General features: G+C 64.4%; 17 protein-coding genes. 8 read left to right on the top strand and 9 right to left on the bottom strand.

Going from position 1 to position 16,801, the window contains the following annotated elements; all coding sequences use genetic code 11:
• Positions 1–103 precede the first annotated feature (103 nt).
• From AArc1_RS02740 to AArc1_RS02730, 3 genes are read left to right on the top strand one after another with little or no spacing between them, the layout of a single operon-like run.
• Positions 104–1,108, top strand: a complete 1,005-nt coding sequence (locus AArc1_RS02740; protein ID WP_117362799.1) for an AAA family ATPase — start codon at positions 104–106, stop codon at positions 1,106–1,108.
• A 9-nt stretch (positions 1,109–1,117) separates the two neighbouring features.
• Complete coding sequence (locus tag AArc1_RS02735; RefSeq protein WP_117362798.1) at positions 1,118–1,543, top strand: hypothetical protein; 426 nt, start codon at positions 1,118–1,120, stop codon at positions 1,541–1,543.
• Between the two features lie 57 nt (positions 1,544–1,600).
• The gene (locus AArc1_RS02730) at positions 1,601–2,038 is read left to right on the top strand and encodes an acyl-CoA thioesterase (RefSeq protein ID WP_117362797.1); all 438 of its coding nucleotides are present in this window, start codon (positions 1,601–1,603) and stop codon (positions 2,036–2,038) included.
• Between the two features lie 31 nt (positions 2,039–2,069).
• Here AArc1_RS02730 and AArc1_RS02725 read toward each other — a convergent pair whose 3' ends face one another.
• Both AArc1_RS02725 and AArc1_RS02720 read right to left on the bottom strand, forming a co-directional pair.
• Positions 2,070–2,291, bottom strand: a complete 222-nt coding sequence (locus tag AArc1_RS02725; RefSeq protein WP_117362796.1) for a hypothetical protein — start codon at positions 2,289–2,291, stop codon at positions 2,070–2,072.
• 83 nt (positions 2,292–2,374) lie between these two features.
• Positions 2,375–3,502: a methyltransferase domain-containing protein gene (locus tag AArc1_RS02720; RefSeq protein ID WP_117362795.1), complete on the bottom strand. Its 1,128-nt coding sequence runs from the start codon at positions 3,500–3,502 to the stop codon at positions 2,375–2,377.
• 127 nt (positions 3,503–3,629) lie between these two features.
• On the opposite strand from AArc1_RS02720, the gene AArc1_RS02715 reads away from it, so the two are divergent.
• Complete coding sequence (locus tag AArc1_RS02715; protein WP_117362794.1) at positions 3,630–4,478, top strand: phosphatase PAP2 family protein; 849 nt, start codon at positions 3,630–3,632, stop codon at positions 4,476–4,478.
• A gap of 30 nt (positions 4,479–4,508) precedes the next feature.
• On the opposite strand, the gene AArc1_RS02710 is transcribed toward AArc1_RS02715, so the two are convergent.
• Positions 4,509–6,575 (bottom strand): cation:proton antiporter, encoded by a 2,067-nt coding sequence (locus AArc1_RS02710; RefSeq protein ID WP_117362793.1) that lies wholly within the window; start codon positions 6,573–6,575, stop codon positions 4,509–4,511.
• A 319-nt stretch (positions 6,576–6,894) separates the two neighbouring features.
• Here AArc1_RS02710 and AArc1_RS02705 point away from each other — a divergent pair, with 319 nt between their 5' ends.
• Positions 6,895–7,455: a TATA-box-binding protein gene (locus tag AArc1_RS02705; RefSeq protein ID WP_005554970.1), complete on the top strand. Its 561-nt coding sequence runs from the start codon at positions 6,895–6,897 to the stop codon at positions 7,453–7,455.
• 175 nt (positions 7,456–7,630) lie between these two features.
• Positions 7,631–8,635: a potassium channel family protein gene (locus tag AArc1_RS02700; RefSeq protein ID WP_117362792.1), complete on the top strand. Its 1,005-nt coding sequence runs from the start codon at positions 7,631–7,633 to the stop codon at positions 8,633–8,635.
• A gap of 19 nt (positions 8,636–8,654) precedes the next feature.
• On the opposite strand, the gene AArc1_RS02695 is transcribed toward AArc1_RS02700, so the two are convergent.
• Complete coding sequence (locus tag AArc1_RS02695) at positions 8,655–8,963, bottom strand: hypothetical protein (RefSeq protein ID WP_394341229.1); 309 nt, start codon at positions 8,961–8,963, stop codon at positions 8,655–8,657.
• Between the two features lie 152 nt (positions 8,964–9,115).
• Between AArc1_RS02695 and AArc1_RS02690 the strand changes: the two genes are divergently transcribed.
• On the top strand, positions 9,116–11,212 hold the full coding sequence (locus tag AArc1_RS02690; protein WP_117362791.1) for a S9 family peptidase: 2,097 nt from the start codon (positions 9,116–9,118) through the stop codon (positions 11,210–11,212).
• 88 nt (positions 11,213–11,300) lie between these two features.
• On the opposite strand, the gene upp is transcribed toward AArc1_RS02690, so the two are convergent.
• Entirely contained in the window at positions 11,301–11,978 is a 678-nt protein-coding gene (gene upp, locus AArc1_RS02685; protein WP_117362790.1) for a uracil phosphoribosyltransferase, read from the bottom strand.
• A 306-nt stretch (positions 11,979–12,284) separates the two neighbouring features.
• Between upp and AArc1_RS02680 the strand changes: the two genes are divergently transcribed.
• Positions 12,285–13,007 carry a DUF5828 family protein gene (locus AArc1_RS02680; protein ID WP_117362789.1) on the top strand — a complete coding sequence of 241 codons (723 nt, stop codon included), beginning with the start codon at positions 12,285–12,287 and terminating at the stop codon, positions 13,005–13,007.
• Positions 13,008–13,026: 19 nt separating this feature from the next.
• Here AArc1_RS02680 and AArc1_RS02675 read toward each other — a convergent pair whose 3' ends face one another.
• The 4 genes from AArc1_RS02675 to AArc1_RS02660 are packed head-to-tail and all read right to left on the bottom strand — an operon-like array spanning position 13,027 to position 16,590.
• Entirely contained in the window at positions 13,027–14,025 is a 999-nt protein-coding gene (locus tag AArc1_RS02675) for an amino acid ABC transporter permease (RefSeq protein WP_117362788.1), read from the bottom strand.
• A 52-nt stretch (positions 14,026–14,077) separates the two neighbouring features.
• Positions 14,078–14,860, bottom strand: coding sequence for an amino acid ABC transporter ATP-binding protein (locus AArc1_RS02670; protein ID WP_117362787.1), 783 nt, complete (start codon positions 14,858–14,860; stop codon positions 14,078–14,080).
• Complete coding sequence (locus AArc1_RS02665) at positions 14,857–15,735, bottom strand: amino acid ABC transporter permease (protein ID WP_117362786.1); 879 nt, start codon at positions 15,733–15,735, stop codon at positions 14,857–14,859. The genes AArc1_RS02670 and AArc1_RS02665 overlap by 4 nt, the downstream gene beginning before the upstream one ends.
• A 9-nt stretch (positions 15,736–15,744) precedes the next feature.
• Positions 15,745–16,590 (bottom strand): basic amino acid ABC transporter substrate-binding protein, encoded by an 846-nt coding sequence (locus AArc1_RS02660; protein ID WP_117362785.1) that lies wholly within the window; start codon positions 16,588–16,590, stop codon positions 15,745–15,747.
• Positions 16,591–16,801 lie beyond the last annotated feature (211 nt).

The raw sequence follows: 16,801 nt of genomic DNA, 5'->3' as shown, positions 1-16,801 counted from the left end.
AACGAACCGAAAACAGTCACACCGAGTCCATCGCCTCTCCTCACCCGCCACACGGGCGACGTAATCGACCGATTCTTACCTCGGCCGTCCGTAGGGCCGGCCGATGGACGCGCCGCTGTGGACCGACACGCACGCCCCGGAGTTGGCCGAGTTGCCACAGGACGACGCTCGCGAGTACTTACAGCGGGCCGTCGAGGAGCCGATCAACCTCCTCCTGCAGGGCCCGCCGGGCAGCGGCAAGACCGCCGCAGCGCGCGCGCTCGCTCACGAGGCACACGCAGACCCCGACAACGACCTGATCGAGATCAACGTCGCTGATTTCTTCTCACGAACCAAGACGGAGATCAAGAACGACCCGCGGTTCGAGCAGTTCCTCGTCGGCCGCTCGCGGCTGTCCAAACGCGACATGATCAACCGCGTCCTCAAAGAGTCCGCGAGCTACGCGTCGGTTTCGGGCGAGTACAAGACGATCCTGCTCGACAACGCCGAGGACGTCCGCGAGGACTTCCAACAGGCGCTGCGACGGATCATGGAACAACACCACCGGACGACGCAGTTCGTGATCGCCACGCGCCAGCCCTCCAAACTCATCCCGCCGATCCGCTCGCGGTGTTTCCCCGTTCCCTTCCGATCGCCGACGACCGAAGAGACCGCGGCCGTCTTAGCGCGGATCGTCGAGTCCGAAGCCGCCGACTACGACGACGACGGCCTCGAGTTCGTCGCGGGCTACGCCAACGGCAACCTCCGCCAGGCGATCCTCGCCGCCCAGACGACCGTCGAGGCAGAGGGAGAACTCACGATGAGCGCGGCCTACGAGACCATCGGCGAGGTCGGCCTCGACGAGGACGTCGAGTCGATGCTCGAGGATGCCGAGTCGGGTGCGTTTATCGACGCGCGCAAGACTCTCGACGACCTGCTCGTCGACGAAGGATTAGACGGCGAGGAGGTCCTCGAAGAGATCCTCGGCGTCGCCCGCAAGCGCTACCAGGGCGAGAAACTCGCCCGCATCCACCGGCTGGCCGCCGACGTCGAGTTCGAGCTATCAGAGGGGTCGAGCGACCGAATCCACGTCTCGCACCTGCTTGCCGAACTTGGACGAGACGCCTGAGAACGACAAATGAGCGCACCGACGGCCGACTCGGACGGGACCGACCGCGACGCAGAGCCGTTCGCCTCGAGTCGTGGCCCACTCCTCGATCGAGTGTCGACGATCGCCGCTGTCGTCGGCTTTCTGTTGCTCGCGACGAACGACGCACCGCCGCTGGCTGAGCTGGGAACGACGAACGTGGTCGTCGCGTGTGCCGCCATCGGGACACTCGCCGGGCTCGGACTCTATCGGCTGTTCGGCTCCGGCATCCGCGGGCCGCTGTGGCTCGGCGTGATCACTGCCGTGGCCCTCTCGCTGCCGATCCTCCTCGGACTGTTGCTCACTGGCCACTACACGGCAACTCTCGGATGGGCCGTCTCGCTCGGGGCCGCAATGTTCGGGCTCGGTGCGACCGTTCGAGCGACTCGGGCTCGATTCGCCGCCACAACCGCTTGAGCGCCGCCGGCCTCGAGAGTCCGGGCAGTTATCCCGCGCCCGAGCGAACGGGACGCTATGCCAAGCGTTCTCGAGACGCACCTGCAGAATCGATTTCGCGTCCAGCCGAACCACGCGAACAACAACGACACCCTCCACGGCGGCACCCTGATGAAGTGGCTCGACGAGGTGGGCGCGATGGCAGCGATGCGCTTTGCCGGCGAGACCTGCGTCACCGCACGCGTCAACGAACTCGACTTCGAGCGTCCAATCGGAATCGGTGATACGGCGCTCGTCGAGGCGTACGTCTACGACGCGGGACGGACGAGCATCCACGTCGCCCTCCAGGCCTGGCGCGAGGAGCCCCGAACGGGCGAGACCGAAAAAACGACCGAGTCGTCGTTCACCTTCGTCGCAATCGATGACGACGGTACGCCACAGCCGGTTCCCGAACTCACCGTCGACACGGACGACGGAGCGCGGCTCCGACGCCGAGCGCTCGAGGCCGACTACTAACGCCTCGACCGACCGACGACCTCCCGGTCGATCACTCGAGGCCGTAGTCGGCCAGGGAGTGATAGTGTTTCCAGGCGGCGACGACCTCGTCGACCGCGAACTCGAGGGAGCCGTCGGCGAGGTCGAGGGTAACGACCTCGTCACCGATCTCGGTGTCGTGAAGATGGAGCTCGAGCGGGAAGTCGAACTCCGTTACTTTGACCATCAGTTCGCCGTTCTGCTCGAGTTTCTCGCGAAGTGTTTCCGGATTCATGACGTGTTGACGTCGGGGCCCCTCGGTGATAAATTGGACCCACGATTGCCACCCGTTGGGGAGGTCCGTCGACGGACAGCCGATCAGCCAAGCACCAGCACGTACCGCGTCAGCGATCGGTGGACGCGGCGGGAAAACGCCGCCTCGAGCTCCCAGCCCGCCTCGCGCGCCGCCGTCGCCCAGGAGCGGTCGGCGACGACGACGGCCCGGGACGCGACCCGTCGGGCCTCAGTGAGCGCGCCGGAGACGAGGTCTTCGAGGCGATGAGTTTCGATCTTCGACTGGCGTCCGTAGGGGGCATCGAAGACGACGCCGTCGACCGCGCCGTCCGCAAGCGGGAGTCGGGTCGCGTCGCCGCGGCCGACGTGCCAGGAGCCGCGAGAAACGCCGACGGGCGAGGGGGCCGCGGGCTCGAGGAAGTGAGAAAAGTTCTCGCGGGCACCCTCGGTCATCTTCGCCTGGGCGTCGGTGCCGAGGACGTCCGCGCCGACGAGACCGGCCTCGACGAGGACGCCGCCGGTCCCACACATCGGATCGAGGATCGTCGCACCGGGACGGGCACCCGCGACGTTCGCGACGGCACGGGCGAGCAGGGGATCCATACTGCCAGGCTGGAAGAAGGGCTTGTCCGTCGGCGCACGGTCGCCGAAGTCCCGAACGCTCTCGGCTGTGAGCCATCCCAGCGCACAGACCGAGACGCACTCTCCGCGCGGAGTGTCGTCGGTCGATTCGGCCTCGACGCCCACCTCAGAAGCCGAAAGCGGTGTCAGGAGGTCGCCCGTGGCCTCGTCGGCCTCGACGGCTCCGTCGGGCTCGAGTCGACCGGCCGAGAACGTCGCACGGAGGACGTGGTCAGGATCGTCGAGGTCGACGGCGAAGCCGCGGTCGACTAACACCTTACCGAGGGTCCGTTCGGCCTCGCTCGTGCTAACGCCGGTCGAGCCGTGGACGTCCGTCGCCCGTACCGCGACCGAGCCCTCACGGCCGATCGAGGCGGCCTCGAGCAGCGCTCGGGCGCTGTCGACGCCGGCGTCGGTGTGGCCGATGAGACTGCTCGCGCGGTGGGTGTAGGCCAGCCCGCGAATCCGGTCTGAGACGATGGCGTCCGCAAGGGCGAGGCCAGGGGCGAGGCGACGGACCCCGGTGGCAGCACTCGTCGCCTCACACGCTGCGAACGCGTCGTCCTCACCGCCGAGCTCGAGCAGGTACACGGTCGATGTACGCCGGGGCTCGCGTATCAGCCTACCGTTTTCGGTGATCCGACGCAGGAACGTCACCCATCACCGTCCGGTTGCCGACCCCCAACTGACAAGCCCAGGGACGAAGTAGACCGGTCCGATGGATCGCGGATTCGGCGAAGTCGAGGCGGTACAGCGGCTCGTCCCCGAGTGGCTGTTTCCGGCCGCAGAGGCGATGACGCGGCTCGGGGATCTCTCGGTCCTGGTCGGTGTGACCGTGGTCGGAACGCTCGTTCTGGAACGCGAGCGAGGGATTGCCCTCCTCGGCGTCGTCATCGGCGGCGGTGCGATCCTCGCGGGCCTGAAAGCGATACTCGCCCTGGGTCGGCCGCCGAGTGAGTTACACCTGATCGAGACCGCGACGACCGGCTTCCCGAGCGGCCACGCCCTCGGTGGCGCGGTCGTCTACGGCGCGCTCGCACTGTCGCTCGAGGGAGGCCGACAACGGCGTCGACTCGCGCTCGCGGGCGTTCTCGTCGTGGCCATCTCGTTCTCTCGAGTCGTCCTCGGCGTCCACTATCTGGTCGACATCGTCGCCGGGCTGACGGTCGCCATCGGCTACCTCTGGGCGATGGAGCGCTTCGCCCGCCACAACCCCGGACGAACGCTCGCGGTTGCAGCGACTCTCGGTCTGCTGGCCGTCGCCGCCGGTATCGCGTTCGGACCGACGCCACGGACGGTCTGTCTCGAGGCGGTCTGTGCCGACCGGGAGACTGCGGTCACTGGCGCCGCTGGGGTAGGAGCCGCCGTCGCCTGGGGCGTGACGAACCGCATTCGACGGAACCGAACAGCCACGGCGGTCGTGCTGGTGCCCGCCACACTCGTCGGCGCCAGTACGCTTGCGCTGACGGATTCAGTGCTCCTCGTCGAGAGCATCGGTGCGGGCGTCGGCGCAGCAGTGTTGGTCCTCCTCGCTGGACGTGCAACTCGAGCGCAAGGTCGGCACTAGCCGCTCGAGCGGGTTCGACTCGCCGCGAAATCAGTCGATCCGGAGGAATCTCGTGTCGCGTTCGGGTTCATCGTCTCGGAGGTAGAGAACGGCGAACGACCGCGAGGGAAGTTCGACGAGTCGGTTGGGAAGCGTCTCGAGTTCGTCCTGCCAGCCGATCGTCCCCGGTTTCGCCGAAAGTGTCACGACGAGGTCATCAGGTCCCGTCGTCTTCGACAGCCGTCGCTGTAACTCGTCCAAGGAGGCGACTGACTCGAACGTCGCGCCAACGTCGATTTCGACGAGGTCGAACAGCTGCTGATACTGGTGGACGTTCGCCTCGAAGACGTAGACGGTAATCGGCACACCGAGCACGTCGGCCAGTCGCTTGGTCTTGTAGACGCCCTCGTAGAACCCGTCGTGGTGATCGACGCCGCGGGGGAGGACGACGTGAAGATGGCTCGTCGTGTTCACGGGATGGCCGAAGTGCGTGACGAACACCGGTAGCGACGTCTGGTCGAGGACCTGATCGATGGTGCTCCCGAAGATGCGCTGGCCGAACGACTGGGTTCCTTGCCAGCCGAGGACGACGAGGTCGGATCGCGTCTCGATGGCACCCCTGACGATCCCCGAAGCGACGTTGTGGTTTACCCGCGTTTCGGTCTCGATCGGCGTCTCTGCGGCGTAGGCGAACTCGGCAACGTCCTCGAGTTCCGATTCGACCTCGGCGACCTGTGTTTCCGTCTTTCCGCTCGCGTCGGGTCGAACGACCGACAGCAGGTGAATCGGGCTGGTCCCGTACCGGTCCCGAAGGACGAACGCGAACTCGAGGAGATCACGCTGGTGCTCGGAGCCAGGTACGAGAGGGAGCAAAATGCGGGGGTCGACGGAGTCGTCACCCGTGGGATCGACGTCTTCAGCGAGTGCCAGCCGCCGGCTGTAGCGTTCGGTCACCCAGGGGCTGACGATGGCCGTCACGAGCAACATCAACACGACCGCGTTGAGCACGTCGGACCCGAACAGTCCCACCTCGAATCCCAGCAGGGTGATCGCCAGTGCAGCCGCGGCCTGGCCACTCGAGAGGCCGAACATGACACCCGTCTCGTTGGGTCCGAAGCCGAGAATTCGGCTCACGAGTCCCGCAGCAATCGCCTTGGCGATGAGCATCGTCCCGATAATGGCCACGGCGACCTCGAGAGTTCGCCAGCCGTCGAGGATGACGCCGACGTCGACGAGCATGCCGACGTGCAACAGGAAAAACGGGATGAAAAAGGCGTTTCCGACGAAGTTGATCCGGTTCATCAGCGTCCCGCCCGATGGGATCAGCCGATTGAACGCGAGCCCGGCGACGAACGCACCGAGGATGGCATCGATACCGAGGACTTCCGCGAGACTCGCCGCGGCGAAGACGCCGAGGAGCACGAAGAGGAACTCGAAGTAGCTCTCGTCGCTGAGATTGTGGAAGAACCACCGGGCGACCGGTGGGATCACGAACCAGACGACGCCGAACAGAATCGCAAGCGAGAGGAAAATCTGTACCACGAGAAGTGCAGAAAGCCCACCCTCTGCGACGCCGAGGACGATCGCCAGAATCGTCAACGCGATCGTGTCAGTAAATAGGATACCACCGAAGACAGCCGTCACGGCCGGGTTCTGCGTGACGTCGTACTGACTGACCAGGGGATATGCGAGCAGGGTGTGTGAGGCGAACACCGCAGAGAGCAACAACGCAGGCCAGAAGTCGAACCCGAGAAGCGTCGTACAGACAGCGATGCCGGCTAACAGTGGGATGAAGAAACTCGTCAGGCCGAATATCGCTGCATTCTGTGGTGCCTGTTGAAACCCGCGTAAGTTGAGTTCGAGACCGACGGTAAACAGGAGATAGACCAATCCGACCGTACCGAGCAGTTCGATGGCGTCGCCGTGTTCGACGAGTCCAGTCCCGTTCGGTCCGATCACGACGCCGAAAAGAACGATGCCGACGATCCCGGGTTGGCCGAGTCGTTTGATCAGTAACGGCCCGAGGAGGAATACGGCTAACGCGAGGGTGAACACGTACACCGGATCCTCGAGCATCGGTGCAGGGAACATCTCGAGTGACAGAAACGGAGGAGTCATTTGAGCGTGAGAGGGAAGAAAGGTTCAGATCGCTGTATTGGTACGCCGTCGGCCGTGGGGTACGCCCGTGATTTCAACCGACTCGACTAAACGTTTTCCAAACAGCCGTCTCGACTCGAGTGTCGGGACGACTGGAGTCCGGTTGGCTACCCGATAGCGTTCGTGTTTGAAACAGCCAGGACGACGAGTTTGCAGCGAACGGTCCGTTCAGCACTCTCGGAGAACACCGTTTCGTCAGCCGATACAGTCATATATACCGGTCATTCCGGTGGGCGGCACCAACCTTTATAAACCTTAAATACGTCTTTTTAACTGGTTTATGACGGATCCGAAGGACACCATCAACATCGAAAACGTGGTGGCGTCGACCGGCATCGGACAGGAACTCGACCTCCAGAGCGTCGCAATGGACCTCGAGGGGGCCGACTACGACCCCGAGCAGTTCCCCGGTCTCGTCTACCGCACTCAAAATCCTAAATCCGCCGCGTTGATCTTCCGGTCGGGGAAGATCGTCTGCACCGGCGCGAAAAGCACCGACGACGTTCACGAGAGTCTTCGTATCGTCTTCGACAAACTCCGTGAACTCCAGATTCAGGTGAACGAAGACCCCGAGATCGTGGTCCAGAACATCGTCACCTCCGCGGACCTCGGTCGCAACCTCAACCTGAACGCGATCGCGATCGGTCTCGGCCTCGAGAACATCGAGTACGAGCCCGAGCAGTTCCCCGGGCTCGTCTACCGACTCGACGAACCCGAGGTCGTCGCGCTCCTGTTTGGCTCCGGCAAACTCGTCATCACGGGCGGCAAGAAGCCCAAAGACGCCGAACACGCCGTCGACAAGATCGTCTCTCGACTCGAAGACCTCGGTCTGCTCGAGTAATCGTCCACCCGCGTCGCTCGAGCGACGTCCGGTTGACGCCGCGTTCTCGATCCATCGTCGATCTCTACCGACCGGTTCGCCGGCATAGTCAGCGAACGGGATACTCTTCGATCGATATCGGTCGACGGATTCGCCGGCCGATCGTTAACGGTCGTTCGCGGCGAATGCCTGTCACATGCAACCGGTTTTTCTCGTCGCGGGTATCGTCATCCTCGTTCTCGTCGTCGTGGACCTTCTCTGGACGACGCTGTGGGTCGACGGCGGCTCCGGGCCGATCTCGGGTCGCCTGACGACCGGTATCTGGCGGGGTCTCCGTCGAATACGAAAGAATCGCTCGCGGGCGCTCTCGCTTGCCGGCCCGCTCATCCTCGCAGCGACGCTCGCGACGTGGATCGGCCTGCTCTGGGTCGGCTGGACGCTGTTGTTCGCCGGCGGCTCGACGGCGCTGGTCAGTGCACACACTGGCCAGCCAGCGGACTGGACCGGCCGGTTCTACTACGTCGCGTACACGATGTTCACGAACGGCAACGGCGACTACACGCCCACGACGGGCACCTGGGAAATCGCCAGCGCGTTCACGACGGCGACCGGGATGGCCTTCGTCACGCTCGCGGTCTCGTATCTGCTGTCAGTGCTGGGTGCCGTCTCACAGAAACGGTCGTTCGCCAGCGACGTCACCGGCCTCGGCGAGCGGCCCGAAGCCTTCGTTGCGACCTCCTGGAGCGACGAGGAGTTTCGTGGCCTCGAGTTGCCCCTCGAGTCGATGGCCGACGACCTCTCGGTGCTCGCCGACCAGCACAAGTCCTACCCGATCCTCCACTACTACCACAGCGAGGGAAGCGACCGGGCATCAGCGGTTGCCGTTCCAATCCTTGACGAAGCACTGACGTGTTATCGCCACGGGATTCCCGACGACGCGGCACCGAATCCGACGCTGGTCGCAGACGCCCGCTCGAGCGTCGACAGCTATCTCGAGACGCTGGATACGGCGTTCATCGAGCCGGCCGAAGACGTGCCGCCGGAGCCGGACCTCGAGCAACTGCGCGAGCGGGGCGTGCCAACAGTCGAGGACGAGGCGTTTGCGGACGCGACCGATGATCTCGATGACCGCCGACGAAAGCTCCTGGGGATCGTTCAGGCCGACGGGTGGCAGTGGCCGCGGATAAACCGAGCGGAGTGAGAACGGGGAGTGCGAGCACTCAGGCGTCGCTGGCCGCGGGAGCAGCGGGTTCACCGGTCGGTTCCGGTGTGCGTGAGCGGTTCTGGTAAGTGAGCCCGACGAGAATCGCCAGGCCGACCAGCCGCAGCGGGAAGGTGACCGCGAAGATCGTCAGCGCCGAGGGAACACCGGCCATCGCGAGCAGACCCTCGGCGATCAACAGCGGGATCTCCGGCACCATCAGGAAAACGGAGACAACCGCGCCGTCGCGGTGGAGCAGGATACCCTGTGAGAAGACGAACGCGAACGGGACGAGTACCTTGTTCAGCGGGAGGAAGAACGCGATCACCGCTCGTCTGTCTGTAAGAAAATGTACCAGGCATATGTGGTTTGGCAGCCAGCCACCACCGTTGTCGACGGTGAGATAGCCGTGCCCTCGTCGCGGCGACGCCGGATCAGTGCGACAGAAGTCATTTCACCCAGTCGATGTTTCTATCGAGTATGAACGAGATCCAAGCACGCGACTACCACGACCTCGTCCACGCCGAGGACCCCCAGCTGTCACCCGAGGGCGACCGCATCGCATTCGTCCGTCGTCGACCCGACGACGACTCGTACACCGCAACGGTCCACGTCGTCCCCGTCGGCGGCGACGAGACAAGGCAGTTTACGGCCAACGACGGCGTCGACAGCCAGCCCCGTTGGAGTCCAGACGGCGACCTCTTGGCCTTCGTAAGCACGCGCGGCGCAGGCGACCGCGAGCAGGTCTGGCTCCTGCCGACCGACGGTGGCGAGGCTCACCAACTAACTCAGGTCGTCGGCGGCGTTGGGAGCCTCGAGTGGAGCCCCGACGGCTCGCAGCTCTGTTTCAGCCAGTCGGTCACTGCCGCGGACCGCGAGGACGGTCGCGACTACGCGGTCGACCCCGACTACGAGTTCGAAACACCCGATCCGCGCGTGATCGACCGCTCGATCTACCGTGCCGCCACGGAATACTTCGACGGCCGACGGAGCCACGTCTACGTGCTGGACGTTGCGGCGGCGCTCGAGGAGGGTCCCGAGGGAAGTGACTCGAGTTCGGACGATGACGCCGAGGCCGCGGACCGGTCGATCACCCGTCTGACCGACGGCGACGCAGACCACATCGCGCCGACGTGGGGTGACGACGGGACGGTCTACTATGCAAGCAAGGTCGGCGAAGAGCCCGACCACTCGCTGCGCTATGCGGTGCTGGCCCACGACCTCGAGACGGGCGACGTCGAAGCAGTGACCGAGACGACCGGCTGGCTCGGCCCAAACTCGCTGGCGGCGACGGAAGACGGCCGGGTCGCGTTCGAGTACACCCCCGAGGAGCAGGCATCGATGCGCCAGACGGACATTCGCGTCTACGATCCCGAGACGGACGCGGAAGTGACGCCGACCGACCCGCTCGATCGGACCATCGCCCGCGGCGTCGGCGTCGAGTGGACGCCCGACGGCGAGGAGCTGTATTTCCTGACGCCTGATGAAGGGTCGCAGGTGTGCTGGGCCGTCCCGGCCGACGCGAGCGCGGAGCCACGGCGGATCTACGGCGACGGCGCGACCGTCGAGGAGGTTTCGGTCGGCGAGAACGCGGTCGCGTACGTCCAGAGCGAGTGGGACCATCCCGGCGACGTCTTCGTCACGACCCGCGGAGGCAACGAGGTCCACCGGCTGACCCGGATCAACGACGGGTACCTCTCGGAGCGAGCAGTGCGCCAGCCCGAAGAGATCAGATTCGAAAGCGAGGGCGAATCGATCCAGGGCTGGCTGTTGACGCCGCCGACGTTCGACGCCGACGACACCGACGAACGCTACCCGCTCGTCGTCGAAATCCACGGCGGTCCCCACGCCCAGTGGACGACGTCGGGGACGATGTGGCACGAGTTCCAGACGCTCGCCGCTCGCGGCTACGTCGTCTTCTGGTGTAACCCACGAGGCTCGACCGGCTACGGCGAAGACCACGCGATGGCAATCGAGCGCGACTGGGGCGAGGTGACGCTGACCGACGTGCTCGCCGGCGTCGATAAAGTGTGCAAACGCGAGTACGTCGACGAAGCGGAAGTGTTCGTCACCGGCGGCAGCTTCGGCGGGTTCATGACCGCCTGGGCCGTCGGCCACACCGACCGCTTCACCGCGGCCGTCTCTCAGCGCGGCGTCTACGGCCTCACCGGCTTCTACGGCTCGACCGACGCCTTCCACCTCCTCGAGGGCGATTTCGCCACGACGCCCTGGGAAGAACCCGCGTTCCTCTGGGAGCAGTCGCCGGTCGCCCACGTCCCCGAGGTCGACACACCGACGCTCGTGCTCCACTCGGATCGGGACTTCCGGACGCCCGCGAACACCGCCGAACTGTTCTACCTCGGCCTGCAGAAACACGGCGTCGACACCCGGCTCGTCCGCTACCCACGCGAGGGCCACGAACTCTCCCGATCCGGCGAACCCGCCCACGTCGTCGACCGACTCGAGCGCATCGTCCGCTGGTTCGACGGCTACTCCGCGTACCACGACGCGCTGCCAGCCCTCGAGCGCGAGCAGAACGCGGGACTCTCGAGCGCGCCGAGTGAGAACGAGGAGTGATCGACACGTCGCTGCGGGTTGCCTTGGCTGTGGGAGTCCGTCTGTGTCCGTTCGAGCGCCGATGCCCGTCGCCGAGAAGGGAGTCGGATCAGGTCGTTCGGAACGCGCGGTCGCCGGCGTCGCCCAGTCCGGGGACGATGAAGCCGTCGTCGTCGAGTCGGTCGTCGATCGAGACCGTCAGCAGGTCGGCCTCGGGAACCTCCTCGCTGACGCGAAGCAACCCTTCAGGCGCTGAGACCGCCGAGAGGACGATCAGGTGTTCGGGTTCGGGGGAGTTTTCGATGACGTGCTCGAGAACCGTCCCCATCGTCGAGCCCGTCGCGAGCATCGGGTCGGCGACGATGACGGTGTCGTCTTCGGTGATCTCGGGCAGTTTCACGTAGTCGACGGTGATGGGGAACGAACCGTCTTCGTCGCGGCCAGCTTCCTCGTCGCGGCTCGCGCTGATGACGCCCTGTCGGGCCCGCGGGAACGCTTTCAACAGCCCCTCGACGAACGGCGTCGCCGCGCGCAGGACGTTGATGATGACGACGTCGTCGAGTCCCTTCACGCGCTCGCCCATAGTCTCCTCGAGCGGGGTGTCGATTTCGACGTACTCAGTCTCCATGCGGCCGTCGATGATCTCGTAGCCACAGATGCGCCCGAGCTTGACGAGTCCTTTGCGGAAGCTTACCTGTTCCGTCTCGACGTCTCGCAGCCGCGAGAGGGTGTCCTTGGCCAGTGCGTGGGTAACGAGATAGGCGTTATCCCGGTCTTCGATCGGCATACGATAACCGCCACGGGCTGTGCAGTTGATGGTATCGGTCCGCGTCGAGTGCGTGTTACTCTCTCGGTCGGCGAGTGGGACACGGCTCATGGGAGCCCCGATTCGCGACGGATTCGAGCATCGGCGACCGATTCAACACAGCTGTGAGTCGCTTCTGAGCCAGGGCAGTGGCGCGTCGAGCGAGCACGGCCTGTGAGAACAGGTGAGCGACCGACGGGATCGATCGGCTAAGATCTGGGAGGGCGGCGCTTTTCGTCGGAGCAACGAAGTTTATAGCGGTCGACGCCTTACCACCGCGCCAGTCGAATGGAAGAGAGTATCTCGGGGTTCAAGGTTCGCGGCGACTGGGGCGACGTCGTCGAACACGGCGAACGTATCACGCACGCGCTCCGCGACGCCGGCGTTCACGACCCCGACGGCGATCACGACGCCAGGTTCGCCCGCGCGTTCGATGAATGGGACGAGTGGCGACCGAAAGCCCACGAAACTCTCGAGAGAGACGTCAACGAGAAGACCGCAGAGCAGGCCCACGTCGAGGAAGGCAAAGGTGAGAAGGCGGGTAAACGGCCCGACGAAGACATCAAGACCGCCGGCGAGAAGCTCTCGGAGTCCTACGAACAACTCGAGGAAGACGACACCGGGGCGGCCGTCGACAACTGGAAAGAGTCGATCGACTACGTCGCGCGGGCCGCCGACTCGGCGGGTCGAAAAGCGTTGCGACGCGTCGAGGACACCGTCTACCAGAACGTGATGACCCAGCTCGCACCGTACTACTTCGACAACGAACTCGTCAGCGCGAACATCCAGCAGTCGACCCGCGGCGTGGACAACGGCGAGGGGTTCGTCTTCGAGGTCAACGTCAACGACGACGTGTTGAAAGACGACATCTCGGCATTGCTCGCGGAGTACGAAGACGAGGTCGACCGCTGGCACGTCGAGGTCGAGAAAGACACCGATGCGGCCGAGGCGATCGAGGGTGTCGAACCGCCGCCGGAGCCCGACAACACGTCGAAGTCGACGACGAACTGAGCGTCGCCTCGAGTCGACGCTACTCTGTCCCGCCTTGCTGGCGACCGTCAGCGCCGCCAATGCCGGGAACGGAGACGCGCCGTTCGACGTCGCTCATGAGTTCGGTCGCCGACAGGACGATGCCGATGTACACCAGCGCGAGCAGCGTGAAGATCGGGGTGTACTCGAACGTCGAGGAGGCGATTCGACTCGCACGGTAGTACAGCTCCGGGACGGTGATAAAGCCCGCCAGCGAGGAGTACTTGATCAGGTAGACGAGTTCGTTCGTCCACGCCGGGATGGCATACCGCAGCGTCTGGGGCAACACGACGTGTCGGATGCCCTCGAGTTTCGAGAGGCCGAGTGCGCGGGCCGCCGTGAGTTGGCCCTCGTCGACGCTCTCGAGTGCGCCGCGGATGTACTCGGCCTGATACGCCGAGCCGTTGATCGTAAAGCCGATGATGGCGATCCAGAAGGCGTAATCGGGAACGAACCCCTGTCCGACGGTTTCCATGTCGTTGAGCCAGATCGCTAAATACGGGGTATAGTAGAGGACGAACAGCTGCGCGAGAAGCGGCGTCCCCCGGATCAGTTCCGTATACGCCAGTGAAACCCAGCGGAACGGCCCGCCATAGACGCGTAGCACCGCCATCGGAACGGCGATGAAGAAGCCGAGAACGATCGCAACCGACGTGATGACGACCGTATACCACGCACCGGTCGCTAACGCAGGGCCGATGTCGATCGCGAGGGCGACGCCATCGACGAGTGCGGCGAGCCAGTCGACCGGCAGCCGAACGGGGCCGAGGGCGACGACCGAGCCCTCGAGCGTCGCGGCGACGGCCTCGACCGGCGCGGGTGAGATGAAGTTCTCGCCTGCACCGGGACCGACGCCCCACCGACCGAGCGTAAAGTCGTACACCCAGCGAACGAGCAGCCAGGCCCAAAAGACGGCGAGGGCTGCGAACAAGACCTGTCGCTCGCCGCTGATGCTCGAGGCGCGCAGTCGCTCGAGACCGAGCCCTTTCGAGACGCTCATTTACGCACGGACACCTCCGCGACGGAAACTGGACCCCTCGCAGGGACGGGCGTCACTCATGGCTGATGCTCTCGAAGAAGCGTTTCGTTCGCTCGTGGGTCGGGTCGTCGAACATTCGATCGGGCGAGCCGCGTTCGACGATCTCGCCGTTTTCGAGGAAGGAAATACTCGAGGCGGCTCCGCGAGCGAAGCGCATCTCGTGGGTAACGACGACCATCGTCATTCCCTCGGCGACGAGTTCGCGCATGACTGCAAGCACCTCGTTACTGAGTTCGGGATCGAGTGCGCTCGTCGGCTCGTCGAACAGCATCACTTCGGGGTCCATCGCGAGCGCGCGGGCGATACCGACGCGCTGTTTCTGTCCGCCGGAGAGTTGGGCCGGATACGACTCCGCCTGATCGGCCAGCCCGACCCGTGCGAGTTCGGCGTCCGCGCGGTCGCGCGCGTCCTCTTTGTCCATCCCGCGGACCTTCTGGAGGCCGAGCATGATGTTCTTGCGCGCCGTGAGGTGGGCAAACAGGTTGATGTCCTGGAACACCATGCCGATCTGCTGGCGGATCTCGTCGGCGTTCGTCTCGCCGGTCACCTCGAGGTCACCGAGATAGATCTGGCCATCGTTGACCTCGGTCAGTCGGTTGAGACACCGAAGTAGGGTCGATTTGCCCGAGCCGGACGGGCCGACGAGCACCTCGACGTCACCGCGGTCGATCTCGAGGGAGACGCCACGGAGGACGCGCTCGTCGCCGTAGGACTTATAGACGTCCTCGATCCGCAACAGCGACTGGGAACGATGCTTCACGTCGGTCGACTCGGTAGTCGTCTCGGTATCGGTCACGTTGACTCACCCGGAATCGCAAATCTGTAACTCAGGTAATCGAGCAGCCGATTCGTACCGAACGTCAGCACGAAGTAGATCAGGCTGATGAAGATAATTACCTCCAGTACGGCGGTCGTCTCCTGAATAAAGAGGTCGTGGCTGCGCTTTAACAACTCGCCGAGGCCGATCGCGAACGCGATCGACGTGTCTTTCAAGACGATGGTGAACTCGTTTTGAAAGCCAGGGACGCTCCGACGCATCGCCTGTGGGACCATCACGTGTCGGATCGCCTCGAGTCGGCTCATGCCGATCGAACGGGCGGCTTCCATCTGCCCGTCGTCGACGCTCTGGAGTGCGCCACGGAAGATCTGAGACTGGTAAGCCGCACTCCGAAAGCCCAGCGCGATCGTCGCCGCGATGAACGCCTCGGGGACGTCCGTCGGGACGGCGACCGGCGTCGGCCCGAGCACGAACTCGAGCGCTCGCAGCCCGAGTTCGGCAGCCACGAGGACGATCTCGATCGGTAACACGAAATAGGTGAATATCATGATCACCAGGATCGGCGTCCCACGGATCAGGACGCCGGTTTTCCTGACGAACGCCTTCGAGTAACCAGAGCCGTACACCTCGATCGCTCCCGCTGGAAAGCCGGCGATGAAGCCGAGAAGGATGCTCGTAAGCGTCAGCAATACGGTCACGCCCGCACCCCATAGCAAGTAGTCCGCGTTTCGATAGACGAACTGCCAGTCGTCACCGAGGTACGTCGAGACGAACCCCTCGAGGAAGGCGGGCTGGATCGCATCCGCTATCGAAACCGATACCGACGGATCGAGCAACGCCGACAGCGAGACCGCCAGCGCGGCCACAGACGGCTCGACGAGCGCACCTAGCATGTACTCAGGTTACTCGTCGAACCACTCTTGTGTGATCTCGTCGTACTCACTCGACTCTTCGACGGCCTCGATGCCCTCGCTGAGCGCAGCCTGGAGGTCGTCGTCGTCCTGTCGAACGCCGAAGCCGTACTCCTCACCCGTCTCGAAGGTGAACGCGATTTCGACCTCACGGTCGGCAGCGAACGATTCGGCGACCGGTTCGTCGATGATGATCGCATCGAGCGTCCCGCGTTCGAGTTCCTCGACGGCGAGGACGTAGTTGTCGTAGGAGTCGTAGTCGCCCTCGTCGATCAGGCCCTCGTCGATCAGTTCGTCCTGGACGATCCCCTCGCCGGTCGTCCCCGACTGGGCACCGACGTTCAGGCCTTCGAGGTCCTCGAGGTCGTCGGGCTGGACGTCGCCGCCGCTCTGGACGAGTACCGACTGGTCAGCGCTATAGTAGGAGTCGCTGAACGAGATCGTCTCCTCTCGCTCGTCGGTGATGGTCATCGCGGCCGCGATAACGTCGATGTTCTCGTTCTCGAGGGCTGGAATGAGGCCGTCGAACTCGAGTTCTTCCCAGCCAGCGAGTTCGTAGTCGGTCTCCTCGACGACGGCCTCGAGCAGATCGATGTCGAAGCCGACGAGTTCGCCGTCGATGACCATCTCGAACGGCTCGAATCCGGGGGCCGTTCCGGCGACGATCTCCTGGCTATCGTCATCAGCATCGTCGTCAGCGTCGTCGTCGTCCGTCCCGGCGTCGTCGTCGCCGTTGGCATCCTCGAGGCAGCCAGCGAGGCCGACGCCAGCGAGTCCCACCGCACCGGATAGTTGCAGGTACTTCCGCCTGTCGAACTGTCGTGACTGATCCACCATTGCTCTACGTGGTAGTACCCTGGCGATGGTTTAGGTGTTAAGATTCGAGACGAATGTTTCGAACGGATTGAGTACCAAAACGGCAAAACGTCAAACGGTAGCGCACGGCGCGCCCATCAGGGTGGTACCCTCGACCCATACTGTCAGACAGTAGTCACTGGAGCGCATTCGCCGGACGGGAGTGGCGACTTCTCACACTGTCCGGCAGTAT

This window comes from Natrarchaeobaculum sulfurireducens, from assembly GCF_003430825.1.
Taxonomy (GTDB): domain Archaea; phylum Halobacteriota; class Halobacteria; order Halobacteriales; family Natrialbaceae; genus Natrarchaeobaculum; species Natrarchaeobaculum sulfurireducens.
This window is presented reverse-complemented; position numbering and strand designations above follow the sequence as displayed.

Bases quoted from the DNA above. Each gene is read 5' to 3' on its own strand.
- AArc1_RS02675 (WP_117362788.1), bottom strand. From the start codon at position 14,025: ATGAGCGTCTCGAAAGGGCTCGGTCTCGAGCGACTGCGCGCCTCGAGC.
- AArc1_RS02705 (WP_005554970.1), top strand. From the start codon at position 6,895: ATGACGGATCCGAAGGACACCATCAACATCGAAAACGTGGTGGCGTCG.
- AArc1_RS02660 (WP_117362785.1), bottom strand. From the start codon at position 16,590: ATGGTGGATCAGTCACGACAGTTCGACAGGCGGAAGTACCTGCAACTA.
- AArc1_RS02710 (WP_117362793.1), bottom strand. From the start codon at position 6,575: ATGACTCCTCCGTTTCTGTCACTCGAGATGTTCCCTGCACCGATGCTC.
- AArc1_RS02740 (WP_117362799.1), top strand. From the start codon at position 104: ATGGACGCGCCGCTGTGGACCGACACGCACGCCCCGGAGTTGGCCGAG.
- AArc1_RS02665 (WP_117362786.1), bottom strand. From the start codon at position 15,735: ATGCTAGGTGCGCTCGTCGAGCCGTCTGTGGCCGCGCTGGCGGTCTCG.
- AArc1_RS02700 (WP_117362792.1), top strand. From the start codon at position 7,631: ATGCAACCGGTTTTTCTCGTCGCGGGTATCGTCATCCTCGTTCTCGTC.
- AArc1_RS02715 (WP_117362794.1), top strand. From the start codon at position 3,630: ATGGATCGCGGATTCGGCGAAGTCGAGGCGGTACAGCGGCTCGTCCCC.
- AArc1_RS02690 (WP_117362791.1), top strand. From the start codon at position 9,116: ATGAACGAGATCCAAGCACGCGACTACCACGACCTCGTCCACGCCGAG.
- AArc1_RS02735 (WP_117362798.1), top strand. From the start codon at position 1,118: ATGAGCGCACCGACGGCCGACTCGGACGGGACCGACCGCGACGCAGAG.
- upp (WP_117362790.1), bottom strand. From the start codon at position 11,978: ATGCCGATCGAAGACCGGGATAACGCCTATCTCGTTACCCACGCACTG.
- AArc1_RS02730 (WP_117362797.1), top strand. From the start codon at position 1,601: ATGCCAAGCGTTCTCGAGACGCACCTGCAGAATCGATTTCGCGTCCAG.
- AArc1_RS02725 (WP_117362796.1), bottom strand. From the start codon at position 2,291: ATGAATCCGGAAACACTTCGCGAGAAACTCGAGCAGAACGGCGAACTG.
- AArc1_RS02680 (WP_117362789.1), top strand. From the start codon at position 12,285: ATGGAAGAGAGTATCTCGGGGTTCAAGGTTCGCGGCGACTGGGGCGAC.